The 23,283-nt window shown below is 45.3% G+C and carries 24 protein-coding genes; 19 read left to right on the top strand and 5 right to left on the bottom strand.

What is annotated here, in order from left to right; translation table 11 throughout:
• Positions 1-4 precede the first annotated feature (4 nt).
• From NA59_RS00500 to NA59_RS00490, 3 genes are read left to right on the top strand one after another with little or no spacing between them, the layout of a single operon-like run.
• A complete protein-coding gene (locus tag NA59_RS00500) occupies positions 5-1,171 on the top strand; it encodes a Wadjet anti-phage system protein JetD domain-containing protein (RefSeq protein WP_044406274.1) in 1,167 nt (388 codons plus the stop codon).
• Positions 1,172-1,222: 51 nt separating this feature from the next.
• The gene (ylqF, locus tag NA59_RS00495) at positions 1,223-2,158 is read left to right on the top strand and encodes a ribosome biogenesis GTPase YlqF (protein WP_044406271.1); all 936 of its coding nucleotides are present in this window, start codon (positions 1,223-1,225) and stop codon (positions 2,156-2,158) included.
• Between the two features lie 23 nt (positions 2,159-2,181).
• Positions 2,182-2,988 carry a cyclic nucleotide-binding domain-containing protein gene (locus tag NA59_RS00490; RefSeq protein WP_044406267.1) on the top strand — a complete coding sequence of 269 codons (807 nt, stop codon included), beginning with the start codon at positions 2,182-2,184 and terminating at the stop codon, positions 2,986-2,988.
• Between the two features lie 77 nt (positions 2,989-3,065).
• On the opposite strand, the gene NA59_RS00485 is transcribed toward NA59_RS00490, so the two are convergent.
• On the bottom strand, positions 3,066-3,548 hold the full coding sequence (locus NA59_RS00485; RefSeq protein WP_044406264.1) for an FKBP-type peptidyl-prolyl cis-trans isomerase: 483 nt from the start codon (positions 3,546-3,548) through the stop codon (positions 3,066-3,068).
• Between the two features lie 98 nt (positions 3,549-3,646).
• On the opposite strand from NA59_RS00485, the gene NA59_RS00480 reads away from it, so the two are divergent.
• The 7 genes from NA59_RS00480 to NA59_RS00450 all read left to right on the top strand — a co-directional run bounded on the left by NA59_RS00480 (position 3,647) and on the right by NA59_RS00450 (position 10,380).
• Positions 3,647-4,066, top strand: a complete 420-nt coding sequence (locus NA59_RS00480) for a CopD family protein (RefSeq protein ID WP_044406262.1) — start codon at positions 3,647-3,649, stop codon at positions 4,064-4,066.
• 18 nt (positions 4,067-4,084) lie between these two features.
• Complete coding sequence (locus NA59_RS00475) at positions 4,085-5,074, top strand: cation diffusion facilitator family transporter (protein WP_083944806.1); 990 nt, start codon at positions 4,085-4,087, stop codon at positions 5,072-5,074.
• A complete protein-coding gene (gene rmuC, locus NA59_RS00470; RefSeq protein WP_044406257.1) occupies positions 5,071-6,465 on the top strand; it encodes a DNA recombination protein RmuC in 1,395 nt (464 codons plus the stop codon). Before NA59_RS00475 ends, rmuC begins: the two co-directional genes overlap by 4 nt.
• 62 nt (positions 6,466-6,527) lie before the next feature.
• Entirely contained in the window at positions 6,528-6,890 is a 363-nt protein-coding gene (locus NA59_RS00465) for a hypothetical protein (protein WP_044406254.1), read from the top strand.
• A 29-nt stretch (positions 6,891-6,919) separates the two neighbouring features.
• Complete coding sequence (locus NA59_RS00460; RefSeq protein WP_044406251.1) at positions 6,920-7,369, top strand: FKBP-type peptidyl-prolyl cis-trans isomerase; 450 nt, start codon at positions 6,920-6,922, stop codon at positions 7,367-7,369.
• A 67-nt stretch (positions 7,370-7,436) separates the two neighbouring features.
• Positions 7,437-9,116 carry an L-lactate permease gene (locus tag NA59_RS00455; protein ID WP_044406569.1) on the top strand — a complete coding sequence of 560 codons (1,680 nt, stop codon included), beginning with the start codon at positions 7,437-7,439 and terminating at the stop codon, positions 9,114-9,116.
• Positions 9,117-9,426: 310 nt separating this feature from the next.
• Complete coding sequence (locus NA59_RS00450) at positions 9,427-10,380, top strand: hypothetical protein (protein ID WP_044406248.1); 954 nt, start codon at positions 9,427-9,429, stop codon at positions 10,378-10,380.
• Positions 10,381-10,588: 208 nt separating this feature from the next.
• On the opposite strand, the gene NA59_RS14100 is transcribed toward NA59_RS00450, so the two are convergent.
• Genes NA59_RS14100 through NA59_RS00435 form a run of 3 tightly spaced genes read right to left on the bottom strand, consistent with a single transcriptional unit; the run spans position 10,589 to position 12,926 of the window.
• Positions 10,589-11,989 (bottom strand): prepilin-type N-terminal cleavage/methylation domain-containing protein, encoded by a 1,401-nt coding sequence (locus tag NA59_RS14100; protein ID WP_052501355.1) that lies wholly within the window; start codon positions 11,987-11,989, stop codon positions 10,589-10,591.
• Positions 11,990-12,000: 11 nt separating this feature from the next.
• Positions 12,001-12,504: a hypothetical protein gene (locus tag NA59_RS00440; RefSeq protein WP_044406245.1), complete on the bottom strand. Its 504-nt coding sequence runs from the start codon at positions 12,502-12,504 to the stop codon at positions 12,001-12,003.
• Positions 12,505-12,548: 44 nt separating this feature from the next.
• Positions 12,549-12,926, bottom strand: a complete 378-nt coding sequence (locus NA59_RS00435) for a zinc ribbon-containing protein (protein WP_044406242.1) — start codon at positions 12,924-12,926, stop codon at positions 12,549-12,551.
• 97 nt (positions 12,927-13,023) lie between these two features.
• Between NA59_RS00435 and leuS the strand changes: the two genes are divergently transcribed.
• The 8 genes from leuS (at position 13,024) to NA59_RS00395 (ending at position 20,917) form a co-directional block, all read left to right on the top strand.
• Positions 13,024-15,534 carry a leucine--tRNA ligase gene (leuS, locus tag NA59_RS00430; protein WP_044406240.1) on the top strand — a complete coding sequence of 837 codons (2,511 nt, stop codon included), beginning with the start codon at positions 13,024-13,026 and terminating at the stop codon, positions 15,532-15,534.
• Entirely contained in the window at positions 15,534-16,064 is a 531-nt protein-coding gene (locus NA59_RS00425) for an LPS-assembly lipoprotein LptE (RefSeq protein ID WP_044406236.1), read from the top strand. Before leuS ends, NA59_RS00425 begins: the two co-directional genes overlap by 1 nt.
• Entirely contained in the window at positions 16,061-17,077 is a 1,017-nt protein-coding gene (gene holA / locus NA59_RS00420) for a DNA polymerase III subunit delta (RefSeq protein ID WP_044406233.1), read from the top strand. Before NA59_RS00425 ends, holA begins: the two co-directional genes overlap by 4 nt.
• Positions 17,078-17,269: 192 nt before the next feature.
• Positions 17,270-18,358 carry a tRNA dihydrouridine(20/20a) synthase DusA gene (dusA, locus tag NA59_RS00415; RefSeq protein WP_269763814.1) on the top strand — a complete coding sequence of 363 codons (1,089 nt, stop codon included), beginning with the start codon at positions 17,270-17,272 and terminating at the stop codon, positions 18,356-18,358.
• A 3-nt stretch (positions 18,359-18,361) separates the two neighbouring features.
• Complete coding sequence (xseA, locus tag NA59_RS00410) at positions 18,362-19,975, top strand: exodeoxyribonuclease VII large subunit (protein ID WP_044406230.1); 1,614 nt, start codon at positions 18,362-18,364, stop codon at positions 19,973-19,975.
• A gap of 29 nt (positions 19,976-20,004) precedes the next feature.
• Positions 20,005-20,211 carry an exodeoxyribonuclease VII small subunit gene (gene xseB, locus NA59_RS00405; protein ID WP_044406227.1) on the top strand — a complete coding sequence of 69 codons (207 nt, stop codon included), beginning with the start codon at positions 20,005-20,007 and terminating at the stop codon, positions 20,209-20,211.
• A 43-nt stretch (positions 20,212-20,254) separates the two neighbouring features.
• Complete coding sequence (locus NA59_RS00400; protein WP_044406224.1) at positions 20,255-20,635, top strand: arsenate reductase family protein; 381 nt, start codon at positions 20,255-20,257, stop codon at positions 20,633-20,635.
• Positions 20,636-20,683: 48 nt separating this feature from the next.
• The gene (locus tag NA59_RS00395) at positions 20,684-20,917 is read left to right on the top strand and encodes a hypothetical protein (RefSeq protein ID WP_044406221.1); all 234 of its coding nucleotides are present in this window, start codon (positions 20,684-20,686) and stop codon (positions 20,915-20,917) included.
• Between the two features lie 194 nt (positions 20,918-21,111).
• On the opposite strand, the gene NA59_RS00390 is transcribed toward NA59_RS00395, so the two are convergent.
• Positions 21,112-21,552, bottom strand: coding sequence for a hypothetical protein (locus NA59_RS00390; RefSeq protein ID WP_232503998.1), 441 nt, complete (start codon positions 21,550-21,552; stop codon positions 21,112-21,114).
• A gap of 183 nt (positions 21,553-21,735) precedes the next feature.
• Here NA59_RS00390 and NA59_RS00385 point away from each other — a divergent pair, with 183 nt between their 5' ends.
• A complete protein-coding gene (locus tag NA59_RS00385) occupies positions 21,736-23,262 on the top strand; it encodes an RNA polymerase factor sigma-54 (RefSeq protein ID WP_044406217.1) in 1,527 nt (508 codons plus the stop codon).
• Positions 23,263-23,283: the final 21 nt, after the last annotated feature.

Genomic DNA, 23,283 nt, shown 5'->3' with positions numbered 1-23,283 from the left:
ATTTATGACACCGCTTTCTGATATCAAAAGCAAGTTGGCTAAACGCTGGTTGACGCATTATTTGCCCGACAGTTTGAGCAGCGAATCCGGTTTTTTTCCTTTAAAAATAGGTTTAAAACCACCGACGGATAAACAGATTTTGCAGGATTTTGAGGCCGTTAAGCGTTGGGTGCAAACCTATGCGCAACGCAATAACCCGCCCTTTGTGATTGAATGGCAAACCAAACGTACCAGTTTGGGTAAAAATGACCTGCCGCAAGCGATTATATTTGAAAATATTGACACCTTGGCTCAGTTTTTAAACAGAACGGCTGAGCTTGCGCACTACAGAAAACAGGCGAAACAACTGCTTCAGGCTTTTCCGATGCTAAAGGTTTTTTGTCAAAAACAAGCGGCCAAGCTGCTGGCTTATGATAACCAGGCCTGGTTGTCGATCATCGCTTTTATTCGTTGGCGTTTAGCCCATCCACAGCCCGCTATCTATTTGCGCCAGGTACCCTTAGCCGAGGTGGATAGCAAGTTTTTGGAAGCGCATAAGGCGGTGTTAGCCAGCTGTTTGGATTTGGTTTTAGCGCCCGAACAGATTCAGTCTAGTTTTAGCGGAACCAAACAGTTTTGTGCGCGCTATGGTTTTTTGGATCAGGCTGAACAGTTGCAAGCGCGCTTATTAGATCCAACTCAATCGCTACAGGGGTTTAAAACGTTTAGCGCGCCATTTGTCGAATGGCGCGATTTTGACCCTGCTCATTATGCTATTGAGCAGGTTTATATCACTGAAAACAAGGTGAATTTCCTTGCGTTTCCAGACAGGCCTAACAGTTTGATTTTGTTTGGCAAGGGGTTTGGATTTGAACACTGGGCACAGTTGGCCTGGTTAAAAGATTTGCCGATTCACTATTGGGGTGATATCGACACCCATGGTTTTGCAATTCTTAACCAGCTTCGTCATGTCTTACCTCAAGCACAAAGCCTGTTGATGGATGAAGCGACTTTGTTGGCGCATCATCCTCTTTGTGGGCAAGAACCCCAACCGACTCAGGCTAACTTAACCCAGCTTACTTCAGATGAGCAGGCGCTCTATCAAAAACTTCAGCAAGGTGCTTTTGGCAAGAATATCCGCCTAGAGCAAGAGCGTATCGCCTATAATTGGCTATTAAACAATTTAAATTAACCCGTTAATACTTTAAACAGCGATATCTTACTTTAAAAAAAGAGAAAAATAATGGCCATCAATTGGTTTCCAGGACACATGCACAAGGCGCGTAAAGACATCGCCGAGGTGATGCCGCAAGTCGATGTGATTATCGAGATGCTCGATGCGCGAATTCCGTTTTCGAGTGAAAACCCTCTGGTTAATGGCTTGCGTGGGGATACACCCTGCATCAAAATTCTTAATAAAGCCGATTTGGCTGATCCAGTTGTCACCCAAATATGGGTGGATTATTTTGAACAGCAAAAGGGAATTCGTGCGATTCCGATCAGTCACCAAAATCCAGAGCAAATTAAAGCCTTGCTCAAGTTGGCGGTGGAGTTAATTGGCGAACGTGATCTTAATATACGCCCAGCAAGGGCGCTGATTATGGGCATTCCGAATGTGGGTAAATCGACGCTGATCAATACCCTAGCCGGGCGCACGATTGCTAAAACCGGTAATGAAGCGGGCGTGACAAAATCTCAACAAAAAATTAAACTCGCTAATAATTTCTACTTAACCGACACCCCTGGGTTTTTATGGCCCAAGCTGACGCCACCAGAAGCGGGTTATCGCTTGGCCATCACCGGCGGCATCAAGGACACTGCATTTGAGTTCCCTGATATTGCATTGTTTGCCGCCGCTTTTTTATTAAAAGCCTATCCTGAGCGGCTTGAAGCGCGTTATGGTTTAAGCCCTCTACCCGAGCATGATGAAGATCTTTTGATAGCGATAGGCAAAAAGCGCGGTTGTGTTGGCAAAGGTGGCTCAGTCGATTGGGATAAGGTGAGCCGGATTCTGATTAACGAGCTGCGCGATAGCAAATTAGGCGCCTACACCCTAGAAACCCCAGCAGGTGTCGCGCTTGAAGTTGAAAGGGCGCAGAAAATTGAACAGGAAAAAACCGCATTCAAAGCCCAACGCGATGCCGAACGTAAAGCCCGTACAAAAAAGAACCGAAAATAATTCACTTCTTTTGAGGAATACTTATGCCAGACACACCGCAACAACCAAAGATATTAACCTTTGAACCAGGGCAAGTGATTTTCCATGAAGGTGATCCTGGCGAAAAAGCGTATATTGTGCGTAAAGGGGGTGTAAAGATTCTATCCTATTACAAGGAAAAAGAGGTGGTACTGGCTGAATTAAAAACCGGAACCTGTTTTGGTGAGATGGCGATTATTGGCAATATGCCGCGCACGGCATCAGCGGTATCCATGGGCTATACGGATTTGTATGAAATTGACAAGGCGTATTTGGACAAGTTGATCGCCTCTTTGCCACGTTTGGTGCAGGCGATTATTAGTGCGTTGGTTAAGCGAATGCGTTTGTTGAATGAAGTGGCGATTAAAAACACCGCTAAAACACCGCCTTTACTTTCTTTGGCAAATTTATTAATTTTATTGCATAAAAGTTTAGCAGGAACACGTAACCTTACAACCGAATGGGTATTTGAGCAGGCGGAATTGATTGCGGGTTTAGATGATAAGGCTATTCGCCTTATAATCGATGAACTGATTTCGCTTAGAGCGATTCAAGTGACAGACCTTGTCAGCGAAGAAGTGGTTAGTTTTGATCCTTCACACATGATGCGCTTGGTGCAACAAAAACTCCATGTTGATAAACCCATTAGACTATTGGATTCGGTAGATTTTGAATATTTTGATTTAATGGAGCTAGCGCACGAGTTGAAGATAGATTATAAAAAAATCATCGCGGCCATCGCATCTGGTCGAATAGCGCCTGAAGCGATCAAGCTAAGACGCAAAAACGCGGTTCGATTTGCGAAGGATTAAGGTGCGCGTCATAGGCTGTTTTGAGGCTGTTTTGTAACCAGGCCTGGTTGATCCAGGCTTGGTTGTATTGACTTAAATTAATTGTGCTGATGGCCGCCGACACCATGCGCATGACCATGGTCAATTTCATCGGCGCTCGCATCGCGCACATCAATAACTTCAACTTCAAAGGTTAAGTCTTGACCCGCCAGCGGGTGATTAGCGTCAACGGTAACCATGTCGCCATCAATCGCGGTGATTTCAACCGATTGCATTCCTTGATCTGACTGCGCTTCAAAACGCATGCCGACTTCAAGTTGTTCAACACCTTCAAATAAGTCACTGGGCACTTGCTGAATTAAAAAATCTTCAACTTCACCATAAGCCTTAGCGGCAGGGACTTTCACGGTGAATTTGTCACCGGCTGATTTCCCTTCTAGCTCGGCTTCTAACCCGTCAATCAGGTTGTGATGACCGTGCAGATAAGCCAGCGCTTCGCCATCTGATTTATCCAATAACTCACATTGTGAATTGGTGAGGGTGTAGTCAATTTGAGCGACCTTGTTTTTTTCAATTTTCATCAGAAATCCTTGGTTAACAGTAAAAATTTTTTTCCAGTGGAGTATCATACCGATTCAAAAAGCGTTCTTGTAATGAATTGATAGAAATGGAGTGATTTATGGCGTATTTATGGGTAAAAGTGTTTCATTTATTGTTTATGATGTCATGGATGGCAGGTATTTTTTACTTACCGCGTATTTTTGTCCATTTCGTTGAAGGTCAAGCGGCGGGGCAACAGGTTGATCGTTTAGCGATTATGGCGCGCAAGCTGTGGAATTTTATGTCTATTATGATGGTGTTGACATTAATTACCGGTTTTGGTCTATGGTTTGGCTTCGGGTTTAGTGGCGGCTGGTTGCATGCAAAGCTGTTGATGGTCGTATTGTTAATTATCTACCATTTCTGGGCGAGAAAACGTGTGATGGAAATGCAAGCAGGGCACCTAGACCATTCCGGCGTGTATTACCGTTGGGCAAATGAAATCCCCTTGTTTATTACCTTCGCACTGCTGGTGCTTGTGGTGCTTAAACCCTTTTAATCGGATGAAATTCTAAAGATGTCAAGCCACCAGGTCCTTCTTAATAAACTCGAAAAACGTGCCCTTAATTTCTCCGTTTGGGGCAATGTATTTATGGTGATTATTGGCGTGGGATTCGCGATTGTCAGTGCCTCCGATGCCATTATGCTCGATGGGCTCTATTCGTTTATCCATTTACTGATTGCCTTGTTGACGATTCGTGTTTCCCAGTTGGTGATGAAACCGAGTAATGATGAGTATCCATTTGGTTATTGGATGTATGAGCCCATGATTAATCTGGCGAAGGGCTTGATGATCATTACACTCTTGGCGCTTGCCTTGTTTAATGCCTTTGCAGCCTTGTATGGCGGCGGTAAAGCGGTGGTGCTGGATATGGCGATTATCTATGCGCTGCTTGCGACCGTTGGCTGTTTTGCCTCGGCTTGGGTGGTGAGTAGCCTGGGCAAACGTGCTCAGTCACCCTTAGCGCTGGTTGATGCCAAAAACTGGTGGGTGGATGGCTATATTTCAGCGGCGATGTTGCTGGTGTTTGTCGCGGCCTATTTATTACAGGATACCGAATGGGCGCCCTGGATTCCTTATTTTGATCCGCTGATGGTGATCGTGTTGGTGTTGTTAATTGTTATCGTGCCGCTGAGCATTATGCGTGATGCGTGGAATGAAATCGTCGGCAAGCATCCTGGTGAGGATATTGAAGACAATATTCGTGACCTGATTGATGCGGTAATTGGCCAAGACAGGCATAACGGATATCGATTGCGTTTGGTGGTGACGGGGCGCTTTTTGTTGGTGCATATTTATTTTAAAGTCAGTGCGGATAGTTCATTGGATAGTATTGAAGCCTTTGACGAGGTGCGAGAGCAGCTTTACCAAGCTTTCCGCAAGGAATATCCATTTATTGCGATGGATATCGTATTTACCCAGCAAGATAAATGGCAACATATCGCTACAGGCGAAACCATGATGGCCGATGTCGGTGATGGCTTATTAAAACAGGAAAAACTATGACAGGATTTGAAGTCGCTATCGGGATAGGCTTGTTAAGCGCCTTCGGCTTGGCAGGCTATTTTTGGAAGCAAGCGCAACAACATAAAAACCAGCTCCAAGCCGCGCAAAACACGCTGGAACAACAACAGCAAAACCTGGCTGAAGCCAACCAGGCCTGGTTGGAAAAACAGCATCAATTAACCACCGAGTTAGCCTTAGCGCAAGCTGAAAAACACCATTGGCAAACCCAATCAGCGGCGCTAACTTGCTCGCTCGAAAGCGCACGACAACAGAAAACAGAGGTAGAGATTGCGCTGGGACGCATAGAGAGCCAATTGGCAGAAAAACAGCAACAATTTGAGCAACAACAAACACGACTTAAACAGGAGTTTTCGGAACTCGCACGTGCTATATTTGAAAATAACAATCAACAATTTAAACAACAAACTGAAACCAGTTTATCAAGTTTGTTATCGCCATTTCATCAGGATGTCAAAGCCTTTAAAACCCAAGTTGAGCAAATTCAAAAAACGGAAACGGAACAGCGTTTGGCGCTGAAATTTGAATTACAGAATTTGCAAAAACTTAACCTAAATTTATCCGATCAAGCCCACCAGCTTACTCAAGCGCTGCAAGGTCAAACCAAGGCGCAGGGCAACTGGGGCGAAATGATTTTAGAGCGGGTGTTAGAATCCGCCGGGCTCGTGTCGCCGCGAGACTACCAACGTGAAGTATCGATTCAAGGCGACCAAGGGCGTCAACGACCTGATGTAGTGATTTATTTACCGGGTAATAAGCATATAGTCGTGGATGCCAAAACCTCGCTCAATGCCTATAGTCGGATGGTCAATGCACAAGGCGACAGCGCAAGGAGCGATGCGTTAAAAGCCCATATTAAAGCGCTTCGAGATCGCATGAAAGAACTATCGGATAAAGATTACTTTAAACTACCAGGCCTGGTCGCCCCCGAAGTGGTGATTTTATTTGTGCCGATTGAATCCGCTTACGTCGAGGCGATTAAGGCGGAACCCAGTTTGCTCGAGGAAGCGATGAAAATGAATCTACTGATTGCCACGCCTTCCACCTTACTCAGCTCGGTGCAAATCGTGCGCCAGCTATGGCGGTTTGCACAACAAAACACCCATAGCGCCGAACTGGCGCGACGTGCTGAACTGTTTTACAATAAACTCAACGGATTTATTGCTAGCTTACAAGGGGTCGGCACTCAATTAGATAAGGCCAAAGAGGCCTATGACAAAGCCTTCTTACAACTCTATACTGGCCGTGGAAACCTGATTAAACAAGCCGCCGAGTTTAAAGACCTTGGCGTTTTAGTGCAAAAAGAGCTGCCTGAGGCGTTGGTTGAACGCGCCCAGCTTGAATTAGTTCAGGATATCCCTAAAATTGAATAACAGGGCTGTGTTAAAATCTCACAAATCTTAAAAATGAAACCAAGAAGCAATCAAGAAACACTATGAACCTAAAGACCTTATTATTGTTAGCACCCGCATTGGCTGTTATGGCCGGTTGTAGCCAGACACCCACCACGCTCGGTACGCCCGTTAGTGTTCAAACGCTTGCAGAAGATGAGTTTCTGCTTAGCATAACCCGTAATGAACCGCCAATGAAATTTGAAAACCGCCGACTACGCGCCCAAGCCGAACAGCTATGCCCAACAGGCTACAGCTATGTATTACGTCAAGCCCATCGCAATGGCGAGTTAGCGGTGCATCATGCGCAATGTTCAGCCGGTGGGGATTGTAGCCATCAACTAAAATGGCATATTCGCTGTGGTCATGTTCCGCGTGAACCTTTCCGTTTCTTTGGTCGTACTTAATCGCTGTATTTAATATTGTGGATATGAAGATGTCAGAAAACACCAAGCCGCTTGCGCGCGTCACCGAAACCAGCCAAATCGCGATTAGCTATTCGATGCGGCTGATGGATGAAACCGAAATCGATAAAACCGAGGTCGATGAACTGTTTGAATTCAAAATCGGTGACGGCAGTCTGATTCCTAATTTAGAAAGCTTGCTTATTGGGCTTGAGGAAGGAACTAGCGCCAAATTTTTTGTGCCGCCAGAAGACGGCTTTGGCTACCCTGACCCGGCTAATATTTATGACCTTGACAAGACCGAGTTTCCAGACGATATGACATTAAAAGTCGGGGATGTGGTCGGATTTGATACGCCAACAGGCGATCAAATCCCTGGTACGGTCGTCGCACTCCATGACGATAAAATCAAAGTAGACTTCAACCACCCCCTCGCTGGCGAAACCTTTATCTTCGAAACAAAAATCGAAAAAATAAGCTAATCAAAAAAACCATCCCTACCGCCTAGCCTGGTAGTAGGGAAAGACGCACTTATTCTGGAGCCTTTTAATGAACGTTTTACAAGGTTTAACGGCCGCCATGCCGGTGTTGGCGGTATTGCTTTTTTTAGTGATTTTAAGAATGCCAGCAAGTCGTGCAATGGGCCTGAGCCTGTTATTGGTGGCTGTGTTGGCCTGGTCGATTTGGCAGGTGCCTTTGTTGCAAATTTCAGCCTCTGTAATAGAGGGCTGGGTCATTGCTAGCTCGATTTTGATTATTGTATTCGGTGCGATTGTGCTGCTCAATACCTTAAAAGCCAGTGGCGCGGTCGATGTGATTCGGGCGGGGTTTACCCAAATTTCGCCGGATAGACGAGTACAAACCGTCATCGTTGGTTGGTTATTTGTCGCGTTTTTAGAAGGCGCGAGTGGGTTTGGTACGCCTGCGGCGATTGTGGCCCCTTTATTGTTGGCGTTAGGATTTCCCGCGATGGCCGCCGTGGTATTGGCTTTAATTGCCGACAGTGGGGCGGTGTCTTATGGAGCGGTTGGTACGCCGGTGATTGTCGGCATGGGCCAAGGGTTGGCTAACCCAACATATGAAGAAATTATGCAAATTGCCGTCACCGCAAGCACGATTGATTTGTTTGTGGCGAGTTTTTTACCGTTAATTATGGTGTTGATTCTAACCCGTTTCTTTGGTGAAAATAAAAGCTGGCGAGAAGGTTTGGGCGCTTGGCGGTTTGCATTGCTTGGCGGGTTTTCCTATACCTTATCTGCCTTATTGGTCGTTAAAACCCTAGGGCCTGAGTTTCCAGCGATTTTAGGCGGTCTGATGGGTTTGATTATTACGGTTATCGCTGCGAAAAAAGGTTTTTTGACGCCAAAAGAGATTTGGTTATTTAAATCTGATCGTGAAGCGGCCGATGCGATGCCTTCATCTGTGTCATCTGCGCCGGTGGTGATGCAGGGGGGTGAAAAATCACCGGCTTTGTCTTCGTTAGCGGTTGAGGCCAAAACCACCCATTTGTCCATTTACCAGGCCTGGTTACCCTATGTTCTCGTGGCATTGGTCTTGGTGTTAAGCCGGTTAGAGTTTTTGCCTTTTAAGGGTTGGTTGATGGCTTGGCAGCTAGAGTTTAGTCAGATTTTATCAACCCAGATTTCGGCCAAGCTCGTTCCCTTGTATTTACCTGGCACGCTGTTTATTTTAGTGGCATTGGTAACCCTGTTATTGCATCGCGTGCCGATTGAGCAAGCCGGGTTAGCTTGGGGGCGATCGTTTAAGGTTATGCTACCAACCATTATTGCACTGGGTGCATCCGTACCGATGGTACGTATTTTCTTGAACTCCGGCGAGAATGGCGCGGATTTATTATCGATGCCGATGGAGTTAGCCGCCTTAGCCGCGGGTACATTTGAAGGCGCTTGGCCAATGGCCGCACCGTTTGTCGGCGCTTTGGGGAGCTTTATAGCGGGTTCTGCAACGTTTTCGAATATGATGTTTGCGCAGTTTCAGGAAACGACTGCGCTGGCAACAGGTTTACCCACGCATTGGATCCTAGCCTTGCAGCTCTTGGGGGCTAACGCAGGTAATATGATCTGTGTGGTCAACGTGGTCGCGGCGGCGTCGGTTGTCAATTTAGTCGGTAAAGAAGGTCAGATTATTCGCTATACGCTGATGCCAATGGTGTTCTATGTCACTAGTGTAGGGATAGTCGCGATGATTGGCTTGTCGATTTGGTATTGATAAAACCGTAACGCGTGGTTTCAGGTTTAAATATATAACGTAAAATTTTATAACAGTACGATATCGTAATAAAAAAATAAAATAGTCTTATCTCAATAACTAGTAAATTGGCTTTCTTAGTAAGCGAGGGGGCGGGGCATTGAACATATTGAAAGTGCAAATGAAGTCCAACAGCTGGCTTAAACCGGATATTTAACTTCGCTTTCTTCGATTCCTAAATTCGCGTGATGATCGCGGTGAAATTTATGAAATATCCGGGTTGAGGCGCTGTTAAAATAGACGTTTGGTTTGGTGATAAGGCGGTGATGATATGGATTACACTGAATTTAAAGCGGCCTGTCAGGCTGTTATGACCCAGGCAAACACGGTGCGCCAGGTCGTGCTGGATCATCGTCAAGACATCTGGGGCTTTATGCCAAGTATTGATGATCAAACAAATGAAGTAGCAAAGACAAGGCGTGTTGCACAAACGCCACTGCCCGAAGACGTATTTATTCAACTGGCTGATAAATTGACTGATTTGTGGATGGGAGATAGGGTTAATCGACCCGTCGGTTTGTTGGTCTGTGATATCCCACAAGTGCTTGAACAAGTGCACAGGATGAATACATTTAAGTTGAGCTTATGTAGTCAAATTGACGCGCTTAAAAAGCAGCTGTTCGTATCCAAAGAGCAAGAGGTCAATCCCCATGCTAATGATGATTTTTTAGATGCGATGGCGGTCGCGCGTAGTGAGTTTGTCAACAAAAATCGCGATCATGCTTTTCAAGAAATTGTTCGGCGATTAGGCTTGGCTGAAATCGATTTTTCAAAAGCGCGTAAACGCATCCGACTATTGCCTGAAACCACACAGCATGTGGGCTATAGTTGGGCAAAAAATCATTCTCGCGTTCGCACTATCGCACCCAAAACGTTACAAGCCTTGGCACAGCATTATCGGCGAAACGGTGAAGATGCACGCTCTCAAGCTATTCTTGATGGGTTGGACATGTATGCGGGCCAAAAACTATACCGTGTGCATTTTAACAAGCCAACCGTGCGAATTAATTATAAATATATGATTGAAAGTACGGGTGAATTAAAATGGGCCAGCTGTTTAGGGGCAGGGGTGACGATTGCCCCTACAGCCCATAACCCTAATGTTGCTTGGACGCCTAGACCTTCTGAAGCGATGTCAAAGCTAGTTCAAGATAATTGGCTAACAACATCACGCCTAGTTGAAGTTAACTTTGCCCCAGGCATGTGTGTGTTTGTAAAGGGGTAAACTAAAGCTAGAAAGGCTAACGCAGGTAATATGACTTGTGTGGTCAGCGTCGCCGCCTCGGTTGTTAACCTAGTCGGCAAAGAAGGCTAAATTATCCGTTATACACTCATGCCTATGTTAGTTTATGTAGTCAGCGTCGGCGTGATTGCGATGGTGGCGCTTTCGATTTGGTATTAGCATAGGTGTTGAGTTGTTTAAATGCCTGGTCCTATCTACAGCTAACCCAGTTTGTACTACCAGGTTCTTGACGGCATAAAATAGTATTGAAAGTTTGAATATGGTTGTATTGCCAGTTCTCAAGCTGGCTAGGTGTTTGGTTGATATAGACTGTCCCTCTGCCAGAAACTGTGGCATTGATATTGCTGCCCAAGTAAACTGCACTATCTTGTCCACCGGTAGCCAGTGTAATAGCGCTGTTAACGGTCCCGTGAATGATAATATTGTTAGCACCATTGCCAGTTTGAATCATGGCATTGACACTGCCAGTCACTTCAATCGTATTATTGCCTTGCCCTAAATCAATGGGGCTGTTTACATCGCCATCAATAAAAATGGTTTTATCTTGGTTACCACCGTCAAGTCGTGCATTCAAGTTACCCTCTACGTATAGCATATCTTCTCCATTGCGAAGATCCAGGGCTTGGTTCATATCTCCTTCAATTTTTATTTTATCGCTTTGGTTAGTCGTGGTGAGCTGTGAGTCACTGTTATAGTTCCCATACACGATTTGATCAAAGTCAACAAATTCAGAGCTTGGGGCTTGGTTGACAGGGATTAGGGGATCCTGGTTAGGTGGAGGTGGAGGTGGGGTGTCGTAAGGAATACTCGTTATTTCAAATAATCCGGCAGCACGTTTGATTTCTAAGCCGGATAACCAAATCAACACGTCATCAAAGGTTTCGGATTGTGGTGCTTGATAGAGTAGGACTTGATTGTCGGGTGTCAGTGTTCGTTGTGTTCGGTCGCAATTCCAGTTTTCAAAACTACCCTTGCCATTACAGGTGGTAAGATTTTTTAGATCCTTGCCGTGAGATACAACAACTAAAGGCACTTGATTGGCTAGTGAGGCTGTTCCATCTGAAACACGATAATTACCCAAATCAGATGTAGCATCAGATGCGATAGGGCGAGTTTTAGCAGTAAAGCATCTATTTCCTGAGTTAGCGGAACAGTTACCAAAGTAATTAGCACTGTTGTCGTTTGAGCCATTCATATTGGAATTATTGTTAGCATTTGTATTAATGTAATAACTAAATGGATAGCCATAGGCATTTTTTGCATGGGTGTCAAGATCTAGGTAAGGAAGCAGTCCGAAAGTTTGGTGGCATCGAAGGTCGGCTCCCGTTGCGTTTCTATCGTGTGATCCTGTGGGTCCAATATTTTCAAAACCATCACCCGATGTATCTGGACAAGGCAAATAACCATTTACCGCGACAAATCCAAGCAACGCGCTTTTGATGTCTTGAAGATTGCGTTGATCTTCTTTGAACTTGGCGCTTTCACGTATCGCCCCCATGCCGCTTAATAGGCCAGCCGTAATGATACCAATAATGACAATAACAATCGCTATTTCAATGAGTGTAAAGCCTTTTTGGTATCTAGGTGTCATGTTTTTATCCTTTAAATCGTGGGTGGGCAGTTCAACTCTGACCGAGAAATAACCGTTTTAATTGCATTATTTTGCTTGTATGTGAGTGATGCAATTTTGGGATTGCTAGGCGCGTCGCATACGTTTCGCGCATAAAAACTATCATAACAAATAACGGCTACCTCATCAGCGTAAGGATGTTCAAACTCAAGTTCGACGTTGTCTAAGTTGAGCAAGTCATTAAAACCAAACATAGCACTATCTAATGCCACAGGCAAATAACCTTGGCGGTCGTCTTGACAGAATAAATCTTGATTGTATTCTGAAGCAAACAAAATCAATCGCTGCTTTATTTCATTAAGCTGGTCGCGTTGCTGTAGTGTGTTACTGGTTTTCATTTGTTGTACTGTTTTCCCCGTGATGTTGTAAAGGAAGGTCGCCGATGCAAGCGTAAGCATCAAAACAAGTATCAGTAAAATTGAACCGCGTTGTTTTTGAATGCTGCTATTGTGTTTTTTTGAGCTTTGTTTTTGCATGCTTACCTTTAAAACAGCGCTAGTTTTACAACCAGGCCTGGTTGTTAATTGTGGGTTATTTGATTCATTGCGGCTTGTAATCGGAGTTTTAAATAGTCTAGCTGGGTTGGGTCGGCGAGGGATAGCGCTTTTTCGCTGAGTATTGCTTCAATCGCTGGCCAGTCGTTTTCGATAAAGGCGTTCACACCATCGCCCACTTCATTAAAATAGTCGGCGGCAATCTCAATGTCTTTTTTGAGAATGTCTTGTACTTGTTCGAGTTCGTGCTCGGTGAGCACTTCAAGCGCTTGACCTTTTTGTTCGATGTTAGTGATTTCTTCGCCGAGCCAGTGCAGGCTTTTATCTTCCGCCGCTTTAATTTTGAACGACAGGGATTCGAGCAAGCTGTTATAAGCGTCTTGTAGTTTGTCTGATAGCTTCATTGCGGTCTCCTTTTCGAGAGGGCTTTGGTATAATGCGCGGATTATTTAATATTTATAGTTTAATTTTATCATAGACAAAATTTAGGAAATGGCATAAATGACTGCATCACAGGCCCATCAAGATTCAAACCACCCCCATAGTTACCAACCCCAAGTGCTTGAAGCCGCGATTCAACAGGTTTGGCAGGATCAAAAGGTTTTTGAGGTTAAAGAAGACCCAACCAAGGAAAAGTACTATTGTCTGTCGATGTTTCCTTACCCAAGCGGGCGTTTGCATATGGGGCATGTGCGTAATTACACCATAGGTGATGTGATTTCGCGTTATCAGCGGATGCTGGGTAAAAATGTTTTACAGCCTATGGGGTTTGATGCGTTTGGTTTGCCAGCGGAAAACGCGGCGATGCAGCATAAGGTCGCGCCAGCGGCTTGGACTTATGACAATATGGATTATATGCGCAAGCAGTTGACTCAGTTAGGTTTAGGTTATGATTGGTCACGCGAGGTGGCGACTTGTTCGCCCGATTATTATCGCTGGGAGCAGTGGTTGTTTACCAAGTTATTTGAAAAAGGACTGGTTTATCGCAAGTTGTCGGTGGTGAATTGGGACCCGGTTGATCAGACGGTATTGGCCAACGAGCAGGTGATTGATGGCAAGGGCTGGCGTTCGGGTGCGCCGGTTGAGCGCAAGGAAATCGCGCAGTGGTTTTTAAAAATTACCGATTATGCCGATGAGTTGTTGGCCGATTTGGATCAGCTTGAAGGTTGGCCGGAGCAGGTTAAAACCATGCAGCGCAATTGGATTGGTAAATCAACCGGAATGGAGATTGAATTTCCGATTGAGGGCATGGATGAGCATCTTAAGGTGTACACCACGCGTCCAGATACCTTGATGGGTGTGTCTTATGTTGCGGTGGCGGCGGATCATCCGCTGGCTAAGCAGGCGTCGGTGATGAATGAGCCGTTAGCGCAGTTTATTGAAGCGTGTTCACATATCTCGACCGCTGAGGCGGATATGGAAACCATGGAGAAGAAGGGCGTGGATACGGGGTTACGTGTGCGCCATCCGGTGAGCAATCAGATTGTTCCTGTGTGGGCGGCGAACTTTGTATTAATGGGTTATGGCACGGGCGCGGTTATGGCGGTGCCTGCACATGATCAGCGCGATTATGAGTTTGCGAAGAAGTATGATTTAGCGATTAAGGCGGTCATTCGTCCTGCGGATCAAGACGCGGTGGATGTGTCAGAGCAGGCGTTTACTGAGCGCGGCGTGTTGTTTAATTCCGGCGAGTTGGATGGGCTGGACTTTGATGGCGCGATGGATAAATTGGCGGATTTATTGAGCGAAAAAGGCTTAGGACGCAAGCAAACTAACTTCCGTTTGCGCGATTGGGGCATTTCTCGTCAGCGTTATTGGGGTTGTCCGATTCCGATGATTTATTGTGCCGATTGCGGTCCGGTGCCCGTACCTGAGCAGGATTTGCCCGTGCGCTTGCCGGAGGATGTGGTGCCGGATGGGGCGGGTTCGCCTTTAGCAAAACTCGATTCATTCCAAAACTGCAGCTGTCCGAAATGCGGCGGCGCGGCCAAGCGCGAAGCCGATACCTTTGATACGTTTTTTGAGTCGTCTTGGTATTATGCGCGCTATGCGTGTGCGGATAATGATCAGGCGATGTTGGATGCGCGTGCGGATTATTGGTTGCCGGTTGATCAGTATGTCGGCGGCATTGAGCATGCGATCTTGCATTTGTTGTACGCGCGTTTTTTCCATAAGTTGATGCGTGATGTGGGTTTATTGAATTCGGATGAGCCATTTAAGAATCTGTTAACCCAGGGCATGGTGTTGATGGATGGCGCAAAAATGTCGAAATCGAAAGGCAACACGGTTGATCCGCAGGGTTTGATTGAAAAATACGGTGCGGATACGGTGCGTTTGTTTATTATGTTTGCCGCACCGCCTGAACAAAGCTTGGAGTGGTCTGACTCGGGCGTGGAGGGTGCGCACCGTTTTTTAAACCGCGTTTGGCGTTTGGTGCATAGCCAGAGCTATATTCAGGGCAATTCGCAACCAGGCCTGGTGGTGAAATGCCGTTCAAACGAGGGTTTAACTAAAGAGCAAAAAGCCTTGCGCTTAAAGCTGCATGAAACCTTGCATAAGGTGTCGGATGATATCGGGCGTCGTTTGCAGTTTAATACCGCGATTGCCGCTTGCATGGAGCTGTTAAACGCATTGGCGAAATTCGAGGACGACAGCGAGCAGGGTCGTGCGCTGATGCAGGAGGCTTTGGAGTTGTTGGTGTTGATGCTCTCACCGATGGTGCCGCATATCAGCCAAGCTTTGTGGGAAACTTTAGGTAACTCAGGCCTGGTGTTGGATGTGAATTGGCCAAAGGTGGATGAAGCGGCTTTAGTGCAGGATGAGATAGAGCTGATGGTGCAGGTAAATGGCAAATTACGCGGGAAGATTGCGGTGGCCAAGGACGCGGCCAAGGAGACCATTTTGAGCGCCGCTAAAGCAGAAGCCTCGGTGCTTAAGTTTATTGAAGGCAAAGAGATGCTAAAAGAAATTTTAGTGCCGGGTCGTTTGGTGAACTTGGTGGTGAAAGGCTAATGGCCGCTGGTCGTTTTTCAAGGCGTCATTTATTAGCAGGCCTGGTTAGCGCTGGGCTCTTGTCGGGTTGTGGTTTTAAATTGCGCGGCATGGATGGCGTTCAAGCAAATTATAAAACGGTGTATTTGCGCTTTGATGCCAGCGTACCGTTTGAGCTACAACAGGCGTTGCGCCAGAACTTGACGCGCGCGGGTGTTCAGGAGGTGGAGGTGATAGCCGATGCCGAATTGATGATTGAGTTAGGGGTGTTTGGCCGTCAAATTAGCCGCACCTCACGCAGTGAAACCGGGCAAACGACGGCTGAATTGATTCGTTTTAGCCAACAGGTTCAGGCTTATCGTCTCGACAATGAAGCTCAGATAATGGATACCGAACAGGTGGTAATGCGTGATCGCCAGTTAGACCCTAATCAGCGAATGGCCGCCGAGCGCGAGCTGCAGTCGATAACCCAAGCGATGTTGCAGAACTTGGCGCGTCAAATTCTTGATAGTGTTAATCGTGCTTATGTCGCGGAGGCACTCGCACGATGATTCTTGCCCCTGCCTTGTTAAAACAATTAGCGCAAGCGCAAATGGTATTGCCTTCCGTGATGTTAGTGTATGGCGAGGAACCGCTTTATATTCGACGCGTTACCGATAGCCTGCGCCAGGCCTTGGTTCAACAGGGTTTTGATCAGCGAGATCGTTTTGATATTGATGCGCAGTTTGATTGGCAAGGTTTGCTGATGGAAACCCAATCGGGTTCGTTGTTTGCGCAAAAACGCATTATTGAGTTGTCGATGCCAACAGGTAACCCGGGAAAAGAGGGTGGCGCGTTTATCCAGGCCTGGTGTAATCAACCCGCACAGCCAGAAATGGATTTGGTGTTAATCATTTATTGCGAGCGACTGGATGCGCGGCAAACAAAATCTAAGTGGGTGCAGTCGATTGAATCCGCCGGTCTGGTGGTTCAATCTAAACCGATTGAACCACGCGAATTACCTAAGTGGTGTCAACACCAAGCGCAGAATTTATCCTTGCAGTTGGATTATGATGCGGCTTGTTTATTGGCTGAACGGGTTGAGGGGAATTTACTGGCCGCCGATCAGGAATTGGAAAAGTTAGCGCTGATTAAACCCGCGGGTTCGCAGGTGAACCTGCAGGATATTGAACAGAAGGTAGTAGATCAAGCACATTATCAACTATTTGCGCTAAGTAGTTTGTTATTATTAGGAAAAGTTAAAGACGGGCTGCATGTTTTACAACGGCTAAAACAGGAGGGTACCGAGGCGCCGATTGTGCTTTGGCTACTGACTAAAGAGTTGCGGCTATTGAGTGAGTTGGTGCAAAAGCAACAGCAAATGCCGCTGCCGCAGGTGATGAAAAATCTGCGCATTTGGTCAAGCAAGCAGCAAGAGTACACACAAGCTTTGCGACGCCAGAATGCACGCCATTGGCAAGATTGTTTGCTGCAAGCCTATCAAATTGATCGTCAAATTAAAGGGCTGCAAACCGGCGATCCTTGGTTAGGTTTGGCGGACTTGCTTGTCAATATGGCGCATTAAACAAGGCTACCAACCCAGTAACCCTTAGTTTTTTTAGGGATTTTTTCAGACTAAACCTGGGCTTTTCTACAGCCGATTGGCTTTAGTCCGACAGGTTTTTAGGGCGTACTATGGTTATTTAAAAAATCAAAATGCAACAAAAAAAGCTAAAATAATACAAAATAAATCCAAAAAACCAAAGGCAAAAATACATTGCAAGTCACTGATATAAAACAAAAAATTATTAAAAATAACGGCTTAACCAGCGCCAGCGGCTTTGCGGTGGCCCCGATGCTCGATTGGACTGACCGGCACTGCAGAGTTTTTCATCGTCTGCTTTCTAACCAGGCCTGGTTGTATTCGGAAATGGTCACGACCGGCGCGTTAATTTATGGCAATAATTTGCCGCGCTTTTTGGGGCATAATCCGATTGATGCCCCCGTGGTGTTGCAACTGGGCGGCAGTGACCCAAAAGATCTGGCGACTTGCGCTAAGTTTGGCGAGGAGTGGGGTTATAGTGAAATTAATTTAAACGTCGGTTGTCCGAGTGATCGGGTGCAAAACAATTTGATTGGCGCTTGTTTGATGGCACATCCTGCCTTAGTGGCAGAAGGTGTAGCGGCGATGAAATCCGCCGTGTCGATTCCGGTGACCGTTAAGTGTCGGATTGGCATAGACGAACAGGAGGATTTACAAACCCTGCTTGATTTTGTCGGTAGCTTGGTGAATGCTGGAGTGGACGGGGTGATTATTCATGCACGAAAAGCCTGGTTGCAAGGCTTGTCGCCCAAAGAAAATCGCGATGTGCCTCCACTAAATTATGCTTGGGTGCATCAGGTTAAACGTGCTTTTCCAGCGCTTGAAGTTTCAATTAACGGTGGCATTAAAACACCGCAAGCTGGTTTAGCCCATTTAACAGATTATGAAGGTTTGCCAGCGGTGGACGGGGTGATGCTGGGTCGCGCTATTTATGAGCAGCCATTTTTGTTAACCGAGGTGGATTCTTTGTATTATGACAAGCAAAAAACACCGATTTCCCGTTATGAAATATTAACAGCGCTTTATCCTTATATCGAAGCGCATTTACAGCAAGGCGGGCGTGTCAGCCATATCACTCGTCATATGATGGGTTTATTTCATGGTTGTGACGGTGGCCGGTTATGGCGTCGCTATTTATCTGAAAATGCCTGCAAGCCAGAGGCGGGCATTGAAGTCGTTGAGCAGGCTTATCAGTTGGTCGCCAATGAAATCCAACGCAAAGCTGACTATGAAGCGGCGAAAGCCATGAATAACGAGGGCTAAGATATGCTGTATCTTGAGGTGCCGTTTTCGCAAAAGGAATTAGCTAAGCAGCAGGGCGCGCGTTGGGACCCGCTGAAAAAGAAATGGTATATTCCCGATGCCGATAATATTGATTTGAGCTTGTTTCAAGCTTGGTTACCTTTAACTGAAATAATGCCTGAAATAATGCCGGATTTACAACCAGGCCTGGTGGGTGACTCAGACTTTTCTAATCCTAATCGGGCGGAAAAAAACAGCCTAAGCTTAAGTCAGCTGTTATCCCAAGTTCAAATTAAACTCCAAAGCCAATTCCCAAAGGCGATTTGGGTCAGAGCAGAAATTGCCAATCTAAACGAGCGCCGTGGCCATATTTATTTGGAGCTATCTGAAAACAACGATCAAGGGCAAACGCTTGCCAATTGTCGTGCGATGATTTGGGCGTCAACGGCAGATAGTTTGCTTGCGCAATTTGAAAAAACTACGGGTAGCACACTCAAAGATGGGCAAAAAGTCTTGGTGCAGGCGCAGGTTAATTTTCATGAAAAGTTTGGCTTTTCGTTGGTGATTCAGGATATTGACCCTAGTTTTACGTTGGGCGAAATTGAAGCTAATTTAATCGCGATTCGTCAAAGATTGATTAAAGAGGGCGTTTATCAAGCAAACAAGCAACGTGAGCTGGCTAGGGATTTCTTTCGTATCGCTGTGATTTCTCCACCGAATGCGGCCGGCTTGGGCGATTTTCGTGCCGAAGCAGACAGGCTTCAACATCTTAATTTATGTGAGTTTGTTTATTTTCATAGCGCGTTCCAAGGTGAGCAGGTGCGCGATGAAATGCTGGCGGCGTTTGAGGCGTTTGATGCCCTGCACCAAAAAAACGCCTTTGATGCATTGGTGATTATTCGCGGTGGCGGTGCCAAACTCGATTTAAACCCACTTAATCAATATGAATTGGCCAAAGCACTCTGTGCGATGCCGATACCGGTGTTAACCGGCATTGGGCATGAGCGTGACAACACCATTTTGGACGAAGTGGCACATACGCGTTTCGATACGCCCAGTAAGGTAATCAATGGTATTTGGCAACAGATTAGCCAACAAGCCAAGCGTGCGGTTGATAATTGGCAGCGTATTGAAAGCGGGGCGCTACAACGATTGCAAAATGCCACCGCTCATTTAAGCCAACTAAAACAGCAGCTTGAACACAATCAAGCACGTAGCTTTAGCTATTGGCAACACCAATTAGCGCCCTTGTTTGCGCAGATTCAATCCCGCAGTCAGCAGCAGCTTGGTCAAAATAAAGTGCGTTTGGATAGTTTAATCGCGCAAGTCTATCGCCAAGCCAAACAGCCCATTGCACGTTTAAAAACCGATTTGCTGGCGCACCAGCAGCAGGTGGAGGCTAGTGCAAAAAAAGCGGTGATTTTTTATCGACAACAAAGCCAGCAAACGCTAAGCTTTATCCTCAGTTCTGGGCCGCAAACCCAGTTAAAACGGGGCTTTGCGATGGCGAAAACAGACGCCAATCAACCCATTAGCTCAGCACAGCAAGCCGCAAAGCTTAATGAGTTTAGTTTACAATTCACCGATGGTGAGCTGCGCGTACGCCCAGTTCAATCCCAATCCAATAAAACCCATTGAACCCGAGCCAAACACAAGGAGTGCCAAGTATGGCAAAAATCGCCAAAGCTGAAAGTTTTAAAGAGAACTATGCGAAATTACAACAGATTGCCAATCAGCTGACACAAACCGATGAGGTCGATATTGATCAGTTAGTGCCCATGGTGGACGAAGCCAGCCGTGCTTATCAAATATGTAAATCCAGACTCGATGCGGTCGAAGCGGCATTAAGCCAACGTTTGGATAAAGAAGACTAAACACCCCACAGACTGGATATTTTAATTATAAACTGGAGCTGATATGTCAGATAAGCCCTTAAAACTAGCCAAAATCTACCACAACCCAAGTTGTTCAAAAAGCCGTGAGGCATTAAAACTTTTGGTTCAGCACGGTTATCAGGTAGACGAAATTCGCTATTTAGAGCAGCCAATTAACCCTGAGATGTTAGCTGACATATGCCAGATGCTCAAATGTGGTGCAACAGGTATTATTCGTATTAATGAAGTATTGTTTCAGGCACTAGGGTTGAGCGTTGATGATCAACGCGATGACCAGGCCTGGTTTGAAATTCTATGCCAATATCCTAAGCTTATCCAAAGACCCATTGTTGTGATAAACCAACAAGCCATTATCGCCAGACCGGCAGAAGATGTTATCCGCCTGATTAATAACCAAGTTTGAGTTTTAGGTTAAAATAGCATTAGATTTAATTAACATGAGGAGCGTGTTATGTACGCGATTGAATTTGAGACAGTAGTTCGTGACCATCTGATTCGTTTACCAAACGACGTACCTGAGGACTGTCCTGTTAAGGTCTTGGTGTTGTATGAAACTCCTTTTAAAAAAATGGTCGTTAATAAAAAAAAGCGTAAGCCACATCCAATGCTGAAGGGTACCGTCAAGTCTGCGGCAGATTTAATGAGTAGTGCTTTGCCATCTAAAGATTGGGCAATGTTGAAGTGATTTTAATTTAGTAAATTATTTTACTAAATTAATGGTGTAGCGGGGCAAGGTTTTATGATGAGGCCGTCTGGTGTTTTTTTGGTTTAAATCCAATTTAACATAATATACATTATGAGAACATGTAAAGGGTGTAAAAAAAACCGGCATCAAGCCGGCTTAACATAAAGAAACATAACATAAAAATTTAGGAATTGTTAGAACCCTTTAATACCAATAAAAAATGCAAACACTGAAACAAACGCTAATAACAATGGAATCCATGCTTTTTCTTCTTTACGCGAAATGCCAAATCCGCCGGCAATCACAGCAATTGCCGCACCCAACCAAGAAATTGGCGGAATAACAAATGCAAATACCACGGCAATCACACCGGCAATCATACCTAATGTTGTCGCATTGCCTGGTTTATAGCTTTTGGTGTTGCGTCTATCATCCGGCATAGAATGGCTTGAGTGTAAGCGCGCCATAATAGCATTTAGCTCAGCTTCACTAAAGTCTTCATTCGAATGTATTTCATGATCACGTAACCCAACGGTAATCTTACGCTGTCGGATTAATTCCTTAACAATATCATCCCAGGTTGCACCTTCCGGTAGATTTTCAATAATCTCTAACGCATCGGCTTTTATTGTCATAATCACTCCTCCTGTAAACCTATTTTAAAAATTTAACGTTCAATTTCTATGCCAATTCTGCATCAAGGTAACCGTTTTATTACCGTTTTGACAGATTTTAGATTATTATATCGACAACGGCACGCTTTGGGCATAAAAAGCGACATCCTAATTCAATAGATATTATTCGAGGAGCATTTGTAGATGGCGATTATGCCAGGATTACAAATAAACATGGGGCAACATCTTAAGCTGACGCCACAGTTGCAGCAGTCAATTAAGATTTTGCAATATTCGGCTTTAGAGGTGCAGCAAACCATTGAGGCGACGCTTGAAACAAATTTCATGCTCGAAATTGAAGATGAGTTTGCGGATGATATAGCACAGGCAGACGACTATGAAGCGACAAGGCTTGATGATGATAGTCCTGATGATAATGAATTTGAGCCCTTTGAGCCTAGCGTAAAAGAGTTGGATATTAATAATGACGCTCAACCTAGTGATGATGCTTACGCGGCAGAATACAGCTTAGAGGATCTTTATAGCGATCGTCAAGTGAGTGCAACAAACCACACCACTAATCAGGAGTCTGAGGATTACACCCCCCCTGAAAACTATACTGCCGAACAAAAAAGTTTACATGATCATTTAAATTGGCAAGCCGATGTTTTTGTTTGGGCTAGCCCTGAAGAACAGCTGATTGCCTCCTATATTATTGATGAGATTAATGAGGAAGGTTATCTTCACGTTGAATTTAATGAAATTCAATCTTCAATCCAAGACAATGAATCACTCGAGGTGCAAATTGCTGATATTGAGCGTGTGCTGTTAACCGTTCAACAGTTTGAGCCGGTTGGCGTGGGTGCGCGTTCTGTTCAAGAATGTTTACTTTTACAACTTAATAATCTTGCGAATTCACCCTACAAAATCACCGCCCTTCAGTTGGTAAAAGAACATTTTGATTGGCTGTCTTATCATGATCACAAGCGGATTAAAAAAGTCTATGGTTTAAATGATACCGAGCTGGCTGTTTTACTCCGGTTAATTCAATCACTCAATCCGCGTCCTGGCAGAGAGTTTGCCAATACGCAGACGGATCTGGTTATTCCTGATCTGCGTTTATCACGGACAGCACAAGGCTGGTTAGTGGAGTTGAATCAGGAGGCTTTTCCTCGCTTAGCGGTGAACACAACCTATATCGATCTGGCGAATAAAATAGACAATACTGAACAAGCACGCAAGATAAAAGAACAGCTAGCCGAAGCCAGAGGCTTGATTAAAAGTGTGCAAAGTCGAGGTGAAACCCTATTACGTGTTGGGCGCTATATTGTTGAAAAACAATGTCGTTTTTTTGAAGAAGGTGAACAGGCGATGCAGCCTTTGGTACTACGCGAGGTTGCGGAAGTGCTTGAATTGCATGAGTCGACCATTTCTCGTGCGACTAATCAAAAATACATGCAAACCCCGCGCGGTACATTTGAGTTAAAATATTTTTTTTCCAGTGGTATTAGTCAATATGGCAGTGAGGATCAATCAGCGGTTGCAATTAAAGCCCATATTAAAGAGCTCATAAGCAATGAGGACCCAAGCAAGCCTTTAAGTGATAATAAATTGATGGACTTGTTAGAGGAACAAGATATCAGTATTGCACGCAGAACCATTGCCAAGTATCGTGAAGCGTTGGGCATCCCCTCTTCGAGTGAGCGCAAAAAACTAAATCGATTCCGTTGATTTTAACTATTAAATTTTAAT

It is taken from the genome of Thiomicrospira microaerophila (assembly GCF_000934765.1).
Taxonomy (GTDB): Bacteria; Pseudomonadota; Gammaproteobacteria; order Thiomicrospirales; family Thiomicrospiraceae; genus Thiomicrospira; species Thiomicrospira microaerophila.
The sequence above is the reverse complement of the archived record's forward strand: the minus strand, read 5'-3'. Positions and strand labels throughout refer to the sequence as shown.

Coding starts and splice junctions, on each gene's coding strand:
- NA59_RS00500 (WP_044406274.1), top strand. CDS start 5: ATGACACCGCTTTCTGATATCAAAAGCAAGTTGGCTAAACGCTGGTTG.
- ylqF (WP_044406271.1), top strand. CDS start 1,223: ATGGCCATCAATTGGTTTCCAGGACACATGCACAAGGCGCGTAAAGAC.
- NA59_RS00490 (WP_044406267.1), top strand. CDS start 2,182: ATGCCAGACACACCGCAACAACCAAAGATATTAACCTTTGAACCAGGG.
- NA59_RS00485 (WP_044406264.1), bottom strand. CDS start 3,548: ATGAAAATTGAAAAAAACAAGGTCGCTCAAATTGACTACACCCTCACC.
- NA59_RS00480 (WP_044406262.1), top strand. CDS start 3,647: ATGGCGTATTTATGGGTAAAAGTGTTTCATTTATTGTTTATGATGTCA.
- NA59_RS00475 (WP_083944806.1), top strand. CDS start 4,085: ATGTCAAGCCACCAGGTCCTTCTTAATAAACTCGAAAAACGTGCCCTT.
- rmuC (WP_044406257.1), top strand. CDS start 5,071: ATGACAGGATTTGAAGTCGCTATCGGGATAGGCTTGTTAAGCGCCTTC.
- NA59_RS00465 (WP_044406254.1), top strand. CDS start 6,528: ATGAACCTAAAGACCTTATTATTGTTAGCACCCGCATTGGCTGTTATG.
- NA59_RS00460 (WP_044406251.1), top strand. CDS start 6,920: ATGTCAGAAAACACCAAGCCGCTTGCGCGCGTCACCGAAACCAGCCAA.
- NA59_RS00455 (WP_044406569.1), top strand. CDS start 7,437: ATGAACGTTTTACAAGGTTTAACGGCCGCCATGCCGGTGTTGGCGGTA.
- NA59_RS00450 (WP_044406248.1), top strand. CDS start 9,427: ATGGATTACACTGAATTTAAAGCGGCCTGTCAGGCTGTTATGACCCAG.
- NA59_RS14100 (WP_052501355.1), bottom strand. CDS start 11,989: ATGACACCTAGATACCAAAAAGGCTTTACACTCATTGAAATAGCGATT.
- NA59_RS00440 (WP_044406245.1), bottom strand. CDS start 12,504: ATGCAAAAACAAAGCTCAAAAAAACACAATAGCAGCATTCAAAAACAA.
- NA59_RS00435 (WP_044406242.1), bottom strand. CDS start 12,926: ATGAAGCTATCAGACAAACTACAAGACGCTTATAACAGCTTGCTCGAA.
- leuS (WP_044406240.1), top strand. CDS start 13,024: ATGACTGCATCACAGGCCCATCAAGATTCAAACCACCCCCATAGTTAC.
- NA59_RS00425 (WP_044406236.1), top strand. CDS start 15,534: ATGGCCGCTGGTCGTTTTTCAAGGCGTCATTTATTAGCAGGCCTGGTT.
- holA (WP_044406233.1), top strand. CDS start 16,061: ATGATTCTTGCCCCTGCCTTGTTAAAACAATTAGCGCAAGCGCAAATG.
- xseA (WP_044406230.1), top strand. CDS start 18,362: ATGCTGTATCTTGAGGTGCCGTTTTCGCAAAAGGAATTAGCTAAGCAG.
- xseB (WP_044406227.1), top strand. CDS start 20,005: ATGGCAAAAATCGCCAAAGCTGAAAGTTTTAAAGAGAACTATGCGAAA.
- NA59_RS00400 (WP_044406224.1), top strand. CDS start 20,255: ATGTCAGATAAGCCCTTAAAACTAGCCAAAATCTACCACAACCCAAGT.
- NA59_RS00395 (WP_044406221.1), top strand. CDS start 20,684: ATGTACGCGATTGAATTTGAGACAGTAGTTCGTGACCATCTGATTCGT.
- NA59_RS00390 (WP_232503998.1), bottom strand. CDS start 21,552: ATGACAATAAAAGCCGATGCGTTAGAGATTATTGAAAATCTACCGGAA.
- NA59_RS00385 (WP_044406217.1), top strand. CDS start 21,736: ATGGCGATTATGCCAGGATTACAAATAAACATGGGGCAACATCTTAAG.